The 8,691-nt window shown below is 71.3% G+C and carries 7 protein-coding genes and 1 pseudogene; 5 read left to right on the top strand and 3 right to left on the bottom strand.

The window, feature by feature from the left end:
• Nucleotides 1-154, bottom strand: a 154-nt coding sequence (locus A5711_RS26635; RefSeq protein WP_369829963.1) for a CoA transferase, incomplete at its 3' end; no start/stop codon positions are given.
• A gap of 1 nt (nt 155) precedes the next feature.
• Between A5711_RS26635 and A5711_RS25490 the strand changes: the two are divergent.
• From A5711_RS25490 to A5711_RS25475, 4 genes and pseudogenes are all read left to right on the top strand, one after another.
• A pseudogene (locus tag A5711_RS25490) lies at nt 156-692 on the top strand (CoA transferase); the annotation flags it as partial.
• A gap of 46 nt (nt 693-738) precedes the next feature.
• Nucleotides 739-1,647 (top strand): alpha/beta fold hydrolase, encoded by a 909-nt coding sequence (locus tag A5711_RS25485; protein WP_067951389.1) that lies wholly within the window; start codon nt 739-741, stop codon nt 1,645-1,647.
• Between the two features lie 28 nt (nt 1,648-1,675).
• The gene (locus A5711_RS25480) at nt 1,676-3,097 is read left to right on the top strand and encodes an acyl-CoA synthetase (protein WP_067951387.1); all 1,422 of its coding nucleotides are present in this window, start codon (nt 1,676-1,678) and stop codon (nt 3,095-3,097) included.
• 85 nt (nt 3,098-3,182) lie between these two features.
• A complete protein-coding gene (locus A5711_RS25475) occupies nt 3,183-4,478 on the top strand; it encodes an MFS transporter (protein ID WP_067951385.1) in 1,296 nt (431 codons plus the stop codon).
• Between the two features lie 6 nt (nt 4,479-4,484).
• Here A5711_RS25475 and dapD read toward each other — a convergent pair whose 3' ends face one another.
• Nucleotides 4,485-5,438: a 2,3,4,5-tetrahydropyridine-2,6-dicarboxylate N-succinyltransferase gene (gene dapD, locus A5711_RS25470; protein ID WP_156673112.1), complete on the bottom strand. Its 954-nt coding sequence runs from the start codon at nt 5,436-5,438 to the stop codon at nt 4,485-4,487.
• A gap of 36 nt (nt 5,439-5,474) precedes the next feature.
• On the opposite strand from dapD, the gene dapE reads away from it, so the two are divergent.
• The gene (gene dapE, locus A5711_RS25465) at nt 5,475-6,539 is read left to right on the top strand and encodes a succinyl-diaminopimelate desuccinylase (protein WP_067951381.1); all 1,065 of its coding nucleotides are present in this window, start codon (nt 5,475-5,477) and stop codon (nt 6,537-6,539) included.
• On the opposite strand, the gene A5711_RS25460 is transcribed toward dapE, so the two are convergent.
• Nucleotides 6,536-8,653, bottom strand: a complete 2,118-nt coding sequence (locus A5711_RS25460; RefSeq protein ID WP_067951379.1) for an AAA family ATPase — start codon at nt 8,651-8,653, stop codon at nt 6,536-6,538. The genes dapE and A5711_RS25460 overlap by 4 nt on opposite strands.
• Between the last annotated feature and the right edge of the window lie 38 nt (nt 8,654-8,691).

The raw sequence follows: 8,691 nt of genomic DNA, 5'->3' as shown, positions 1-8,691 counted from the left end.
GCCTGTTGCCCTCCCGCGGACGCACGACGCCGTTCATCGAGTACTCGATCACCGGTTCGGCGGTCACGCAGGCGGTGACCTCGATCTGGGCGATCTCGATCAACTGCCCCACACCCGTGCGGCTCCTGTGCTCGAGGGCGGCCAGCAGCGCCACCGCCTGCGTGACCGCCGAACCGGTGATCGAGTACTCGATGAACGGCGTCGTGCGTCCGCGGGAGGGCAACAGGCGGCGCGGCTACCTGCAGGGCGTCTACCCGACCGCCGAGGACGGCCGATGGGTCGCGCTGTCGCTGCCCGACGACGGGCGGCTTGACCATGACCTGTTCGACGAGCTGGTCTCCGCGTGGACACGCACGCAGCCGCCTGAGGCGGTCGTGGAAACCCTTCAAAAGCAAGGCATCCCGGCCGAGCAGGTGATCACCGGCGATCACATGTACGACCGCGACCTGATCGGGGCCCAGCTCGACGCGCGCGGCTACTACGAGGAGCTGGCCCACCCGATCACCGGGCCGCACCGCTTTCCCGGCTGGCCGTTTCGCATCACTCCCGGACCGCCCCGCCACCACCGCACCGGCCCGCCGACGCTGGGTCAGCACAACGACGACATCCTGGGCGGGCTGGGCCTGTCCACGGACGAGCTCGCGAGCCTGCGGGCCGAACGGGTGATCGGGGAGCGGCCGCTCAACGCCTGACCCGTGAGCCTTTGGTAAACGGCTTGTCACATGCGAGGCTGCTGGCATGGTCATCGAGATCGCCCGCCCCAAGCTCGAAGGAAACGTTGCCGTCGGCGAGGACCGCCAGATCGGTTTCGCAGAGTTCGGCGACCCGCAGGGGCGCGCGATGTTCTGGCTGCACGGCACCCCCGGCGCTCGCCGGCAGATCCCGGTCGAGGCCCGGGTCTACGCCGAGCAGCACAACATCCGCCTGATCGGCCTGGACCGCCCCGGCATCGGTTCGTCGACGCCCCATCGCTACGAGAACATCCGGGCGTTCGCCGATGACCTGCGGACGATCGCGGACACGCTCGGCATCGACGACATGGCCGTCATCGGCCTGTCCGGGGGCGGTCCGTACGCCCTCGCGTCGGCCGCGGTGCTGCACGAGAGGGTGGTGGCGGCCGGCGTGCTCGGTGGCGTCGCGCCTTTTCTCGGTGACGAGGGGATCACCAGCGGCCTGATGAACCTGGGCAAGCGGGTGGCGCCGCTGCTGCGGCTTGGCGGTGACCCGCTGCGGATCGGCGCGAGCCTGGTGGTGCGGGCGATCCGTCCGGTCGCCAATCCCGCGCTGTATCTGTACGCGGCGATATCGCCCGAAGGCGACCGGCGCCTGCTGACCCGGCCCGAGTTCGGCGCGATGTTCCTCGACGACCTGCTCAACGGCAGCCGCAAGCAGCTGGCGGCCCCGTTCAACGACGTCATCCTGTTCACCCAGGACTGGGGATTCCGGCTCGACGAGGTCAAGGTCCCGGTGCGCTGGTGGCATGGCGACAGCGACCACATCGTCCCGTTCGCGCACGGTGAGCACGTCGTGTCGTTGCTGCCCGACGCGGAACTGTTCGTGTTGCACGGCGAGAGCCACCTCGGCGGGCTGGGACGCGGTGAGGAGATCTTGTCCACCTTGATGAAGATCTGGGACGAGCGGGGCTGACCAAGCGGCCGCCGGGTAGCCTGCTGACGTGCTGCTGGCGTCCCTGAATCCCGCGGCGGTCACCGCCACCGACATCGCCGACGCGGTACGCATCGACGGCGCCGTGTTGAGTCGTAGCGATCTGGTCGGCGCCGCCACATCGGTAGCCGAGCGGGTCGCCGGCGCGAACCGGGTCGCAATCCTGGCCACGCCCACCGCGGCGACGGTGCTCGCGGTGACCGGGTGCCTGATCGCCGGCGTGCCCTTCGTCCCGGTGCCCGCCGACGTGGGTGCGGCCGAACGCCGGCACATGCTCACCGATTCGGGAGTGCAGGCCTGGCTGGGCCCCGTCCCGGACGAGCTGGAGGGACTGCCGCACATCCCGGTGCGATTACACGCCCGGTCCTGGCACCGCTACGCCGAGCCGTCGCCCGACGCGACCGCGATGATCATCTACACCTCCGGCACCACCGGCCTGCCCAAAGGCGTGGTGCTGAGCCGCCGCGCGATCGCGGCCGACCTCGACGCCCTGGCGCAGGCCTGGCAGTGGACGGCCGACGACGTGTTGGTGCACGGGCTGCCGCTGTTCCACGTGCACGGCCTGGTGCTGGGGCTGCTCGGGTCGCTGCGGGTGGGAAATCGCTTCGTGCACACCGGAAAACCCACGCCGGCGGGCTACGCGCAGGCTTGCTCGGAGGCCGGGGGCACGCTGTATTTCGGCGTCCCGACGGTGTGGTCGCGGGTGGTGGCCGACGAGGCCGCCGCCCGCGCGCTGCGCCCGGCGCGGCTGCTGGTCTCCGGGAGCGCGCCGCTGCCGGTGCCGGTGTTCGAGGGGCTGGCCCGGCTCACCGGACACCGGCCCATCGAACGGTACGGCGCGTCCGAATCGCTGATCACGCTGTCGACCCGCGCGGACGGCGAGCGACGCGCCGGCTGGGTGGGCCTACCGCTCACCGGCGTGCAAACCAGGCTGCTGGACGACACCGGTGGCGAGGTGCCACACGACGGGGAAACCGTTGGCAAGCTTGAGGTTCGCGGTCCGATGATGTTCGACGGCTACCTGAACCGCCCCGAGGCCACCGCCGAGGCGTTCGACGCCGACGGCTGGTATCGCACCGGCGATGTCGCCGTCATCGACGGCGGGGGCATGCACCGCATCGTGGGCCGCGAGTCGGTCGACCTGATCAAGTCCGGCGGCTACCGGATCGGCGCAGGCGAAATCGAGACGGCGCTGCTCGGGCACCCCGGGGTGCGGGAGGCCGCGGTCGTCGGCCTGCCGGACCCAGACCTGGGCCAGCGCATCGTCGCGTTCGTCGTCGGCGCGGAAGACCTGAACGCCGACCAGCTGATCAACCACGTCGCCCAAGAACTTTCGGTGCACAAACGGCCCCGCGAGGTGCGCCTCGTCGACACGCTGCCCCGCAACGCGATGGGCAAGGTGCTCAAAAAGCAGCTGCTTGCCGAGGGCTGACGCGCAGCAAGTTGCCAGCTTCAGCGAGGAGCGTGACCGTGCAGCTTCACCTACCGTCGTAACCGTGAACCGGCCTACCACTCCCATGCGGCGGATAGCGGCGGCCTGTCTCGTGGGCTCGGCCATCGAGTTCTACGACTTCCTGATCTACGGGACCGCGGCCGCCCTGGTGTTTCCCACGGTGTTCTTCCCACGCCTCGGCCCGACGCTGGCCACCGTCGCCTCCATGGCGACGTTCGCGACGGCGTTCCTGTCCCGCCCGTTGGGCGCGGCCGTCTTCGGATACTTCGGGGACCGGCTGGGCCGCAAGAAGACCCTGGTCGCCACCCTGCTGATCATGGGCGCGTCGACCGTGAGTGTGGGCATGGTTCCCAGCACAGCGTCAATCGGCATCGCGGCGCCGTTGATTCTCATCGTTCTGCGGTTGCTACAAGGGTTCGCGGTGGGCGGCGAATGGGCGGGGTCGGTGTTGCTCAGCGCCGAGTACGCGCCATCCGGCAAACGCGGCTGGTACGGCATGTTCACCCTGTTGGGTGGTGGCACCGCCGGAATCCTGGCCAGCCTGACCTTTCTCGCCGTCAACCTCACCATGGGGGAGAAGAGCGCCGCGTTCATGGAGTGGGGGTGGCGGGTGCCCTTCCTGATCAGCAGCGCGCTGATCGGTATCGCCCTCTACGTACGACTGAACATCGACGAGACCCCGCTGTTCGTGGAGGAGAAGGTCCGTGACGAGCTGCCCAAGGCGCCGCTGACGGAGCTGCTGCGGTTCCAGCGGCGCGAGATCGTGCTCGTCGCGGGCGCCTTCCTGGGCGGCATGGGATTCGTCTACCTGGGCAACACCTTTCTGGTCATGTACGCCCACAACCATCTCGGCTATTCGCGGAGCTTCATCTGGGGCGTCGGCGCACTGGGCGGGCTGACCAGCATGGCGTGCGTGGCGTTCTCGGCGTGGATCTCCGATCGGGTCGGCCGCCGCCGGGTGATGCTATGCGGGCTCGTGGCATGCCTGCCGTGGGCGTTCGCGGTCATCCCGCTGCTGGACACCCGCAAGCCGGTGTTGTACGCGGTCGCCGTCCTCGGCATGTTCGCGGCCGCGGCGGTGGCCAACGGGCCCACGGCGGCGTTCGTTCCCGAACTGTTCGCCACCCGCTACCGCTACAGCGGAGCGGCGGTGGCGATGAACCTGGCAGGCATCCTCGGCGCCGCCGTGCCGCCGCTGGTCGCCGGCACGCTGCTGGCCACCTACGGCAGCTGGGCGATCGGGCTCATGATGGCCACCCTGGTGATGGCCAGTTTCGTGTCCGTGTATCTGCTGCCGGAAACCATGGGTACGGCGCTGCGCGCCGCGCCGACCGCCGACAAGATCGCCGCCGACGCATAGCTGCGCTCAGTTGGCGTGCAGGTCCTCGTTGAGGGCGATGCCCTGACCGCCGCGGGGCACCACTTCGACGGCGCCGCTGACCGAATTGCGGCGGAACAGCAGGTTGTTGCCGCCGGACAACTCCAGCGCCTTGAGCACCTGGCCGTCGGGCGTGGCGACCTTGGTGCCCGCGGTCACGTACAGGCCGGCTTCGACGACGCAGTCGTCGCCCAGCGAGATGCCCAGCCCCGCGTTGGCGCCGAGCAGGCACCGCTTGCCTATCGAAATGACTTCCGTGCCGCCCCCGGACAGCGTGCCCATGATGGAGGCGCCGCCGCCGACATCCGATCCGTCGCCCACCACCACGCCGGCCGAGATGCGGCCCTCGACCATCGACGCGCCCAGGGTGCCGGCGTTGTAGTTGACGAAGCCCTCGTGCATGACCGTCGTGCCCGGCGCCAGGTGGGCGCCCAGCCGCACCCGGTCGGCGTCGGCGATGCGGACCCCGGTCGGCACGACGTAATCGGCCATCCGCGGGAACTTGTCGATGCCGTAGACGGTCACCGGTCCGTGCCGGCGCAGCCGCGCCCGGACCGCCTCGAACCCGTCGATCGCGCACGGTCCGCGGTTAGTCCACACGACATTGGTCAATACCCCGAACAGGCCGCCGGCGTTCAGCCCGTGCGGCGCCACCAACCGATGCGACAGCAGATGCAGTCGCAGGTAGGCGTCGTAGGCGTCGGCGGCCACGTCGTCGAGCGACCCGATGACCGTCCGCACGGCGATGCTCTCGGTGCCGCGGTCGTCGTCGCGGCCGACCAGCGCGACCAGCTCCGGGGGGATGTCCGACAAGGCGAGCCGCGACGTGCCGCCGGTGCCCGACTCGGTCAGTTCCGGTGCGGGAAACCACGTGTCGAGGATCGATCCGTCGGCGGCCAGCGTCGCCAGCCCGATGCCTACAGCTCCAGTCACGGCGGTCAGGTTACTTGCCGCTCGGCAGCGGATAACCTGGGACCCGTGCTGGACTTGCGCGGGGATCCGATCGAGCTGACCGCGGCGTTGGTCGACATTCCCAGCGAATCGCGAGACGAGGCACGCCTGGCCGACGAGGTGGAGGCCGCGCTGCGCGCCCAGACGTCCGGCTTCGAGATCATTCGCAACGGCAACGCCGTGCTGGCGCGCACCCGGCGGCAGCGGCCGTCGCGGATCTTGCTGGCGGGGCATCTGGACACCGTGCCGGTCGCCGGCAATCTTCCCAGCCGCCGCGAGAGCGGCGACCTGTACGGCTGCGGCGCCGCGGACATGAAGTCGGGTGACGCGGTCTTCCTGCATCTGGCCGCGACCGTCGCCGAGCCGGTTCACGACCTGACGCTGGTGTTCTACGACTGCGAGGAAATCGAGGCGGCGGCAAACGGTTTGGGCCGCATCGAGCGTGAGCTGCCGGACTGGCTCTCCGCCGACGTGGCCATCCTGGGCGAACCCACCGGCGGCTACATCGAAGCCGGTTGCCAGGGGACGCTGCGCGTCGTGATCTCGGCCACCGGCACGCGCGCCCACTCGGCGCGACCATGGTTGGGCGACAACGCCATTCACAAGCTGGGGGCCGTCCTGGATCGGCTGGCCACATACTCTGCCCGCACCGTGGATATCGACGGTTGCGAATATCGCGAGGGGTTGTCGGCGGTGCGCATCGACGGCGGCGTGGCGGGAAACGTGATTCCCGACGCGGCCGCGGTCACGGTCAACTTCCGCTTTGCCCCCGACCGATCCGTGGCCGCGGCGCTCGAGCACGTGCACGAGGTGTTCGACGGGCTCGACGTGGTCATCGAGCAGACCGACGCCGCCGCGGGCGCGCTGCCCGGGCTGTCCCAGCCCGCGGCCAAGGCCCTGGTCGAGGCGGCCGGGGGACAGGTCCGGGCCAAGTACGGGTGGACCGACGTCGCACGTTTCGCCGCGCTGGGCATACCGGCGGTCAACTTCGGGCCGGGCGATCCGAACCTCGCGCACACGCGCGACGAGAGCGTTCCGGTCGCCAACATCACCGCCGCGGTGGCCATGCTGCGCGGCTACCTGGGCGGCTAGGCTGCCCCGCAGCGCTGCGCCTGCGCGGCGGCGTCGGCGGATGCCGCGCGCATCCCGACCGCTGCCAGCTCATCGGACACCGCCCGCAGCGCCGCGCCGTCGCCGGCCGCCAGGGCCTGCGCGTGGCTGAGCGCGAGTCTCCCGGCGGCGCAGTCGATCTCGTCACAGAGCCGGGCCAGCGGATCCGCCGCTCGGGTGTCACCGAGGCGCACGGCCTCGTGCCACGCCCGCACCGCCACGGCTCGCTGGCCGCCGCGTTCGGCCATCCGGGCGGCATCGCGGGCGGCGGCCACCGCGCCGTGTGCGTCGCGCATCGAGGCGAGCCGCCAGGCCCGCGCGACGCCGAGTTCCGGCGCGAATAGGGCCGACTTCGTTCCGTGCCGGGATTCGGCCCGGCCCAACGTCTTTCCCGCGGCGGCGATGTCGCCCTGCTGGGCCAGCGCGGTGGCCAGCAGAGTCAACGACAGTGGGCCCCACGAATAGCCGGTGCGTTCCAACGTGGCGGCGGCGGGGCCGAGCAGCGCTGCGGCCCGGGCGAATTCGCCGTCGGCGAGCAGCACGTGGGCCAGCAGCACCTCACCGATCGCGCGGCCCGGCTGCTGCAACTCGGCGAAATCGGTGAACTGCTGGGCGAGTTCGCGGGCCCGGTCGAGCCGGCCCGCCATCAACAACGCGGTGGTCTGCCCCAGCCCGATCGTGAAGCGCAGCAACCCGGGATGTTCGGCGGCCAGGGCGCGCTGGGCCAGCGGCTCGACGTCGTCGAAGCGGCCCTGGCGCGCCGCGCACAGCGCGCCCGCGCTGGCCGCCCAGGCCACCGCCTGGTCGTCGGCGTCCGGGGCGGCGAGCACCTCGTCCGCGACCTTCACTGCGTGCCCGACGTTGCCGGCGTTCATCGCGAACGTGGCGCTCAGCGCGTCGAGCGTGGTGCGCGCGCCCGGATCGGAGACGCGATTGCGGATGGTGCGCAAGAACGCGGTGGCGCGTTCGGGCTCGCTGAGCATCCAGAACTGGTTGGCCGCGCGCAACAGCGTCCAGTCCATCAGGGCGGCTTCGGTCAACGCGGCGGGGTCCAGGCCGGCCAGCACCGCGTCGGCCTCGCGGCCGCGGCCCTGCCACGCCAGCGCGTGTGCCAGCGCCAGCCGCGCCGCCAACCCCCCGGAGCGCTCCAGCGCCGAGGAGGCCAACCGTTCGCCGAGGGCGAGGTCGCCCAGCCGCAGCGCCTGCTGCGCGGCGCCGACCACCTCGGCCGTCGGCTGGGGGGCATCGCTGTCCAGGGCCAGCGCCGCCAACCGGAGCCGGTCGCTGAGGTGGTCCGGCGGATGCTGCGACAGCAGCCGCACCAGCGCGGTGCGTCGTTGCCGGGCGCCGTCGCCGCCGAGCGCGGCACGCGCTCGCTCGGCAAACAGCGGGTGGGCCGTGTACACCACCGGGTCGTCCGACGTTCCGCCGCGCGCCCGCGTTTCCACCGCCCCGCAATCCGTCGCCGCGCCAATCGCGTCCGCGCCGGTCAGGACACTGAGATCGGCGAGCGACAGCGGCTCCGCGACGGCGAGGTAGTCCAGCACCGACCGGGCCGCGGATGGCATTTCGGCGAGGAACGCGTCGACCTCGGCCGGTGTGGTCATCTCGCTGGGCGGTTCGATGTCGATCCGGGGGAGGAGCCGGTCAGCCCACAGCGCCGCGATGGCGTCGGGAGCCGAATCGGCGCGGCCGGTGACGATCATCCTGGCCGCGCCCGCCAGCGCGAGCTGGTACACCAGCGTGGCCGACAGGATGTCCAAGTCGTGGGCGTCGTCGACGACCAGCAGCAGGTCATCACCGTCCAGGGATGCCCGGGCCGCGCGCAACAGCGCGGCCGGCTTGCCGAGGTCGGCGATCCGCACCAGGTGGCTGAACGCGCCGAACGGCACCGCGCGCTCGGTCGGGGTGCCGGTGACCCAGCGGATGCGCGTGCCGGGGTGCCGGTGGCCGAAGCCTTCGGCGGCCATTCGGGCCAAGGTGGATTTGCCGCAGCCGTCCGGTCCGAGGACGACCGCCCCCCTCCCGGTCGTGAGCGCCGCGTCCAGCCGCTCCAGGGCCGATGCGTGCTGGGGAACGTTCCATCGAATCGGCATCGCCGGATTTTATTGCGCGCGGTGTGCGGCCCGCAGCA

The organism is Mycobacterium sp. E2238 (assembly GCF_001672665.1).
Classification (GTDB): Bacteria; Actinomycetota; Actinomycetes; order Mycobacteriales; family Mycobacteriaceae; genus Mycobacterium.
The sequence above is the reverse complement of the archived record's forward strand: the minus strand, read 5'-3'. Positions and strand labels throughout refer to the sequence as shown.

Bases quoted from the DNA above. Each gene is read 5' to 3' on its own strand.
- A5711_RS25475 (WP_067951385.1), top strand. From the start codon at position 3,183: ATGCGGCGGATAGCGGCGGCCTGTCTCGTGGGCTCGGCCATCGAGTTC.
- A5711_RS25460 (WP_067951379.1), bottom strand. From the start codon at position 8,653: ATGCCGATTCGATGGAACGTTCCCCAGCACGCATCGGCCCTGGAGCGG.
- A5711_RS25485 (WP_067951389.1), top strand. From the start codon at position 739: ATGGTCATCGAGATCGCCCGCCCCAAGCTCGAAGGAAACGTTGCCGTC.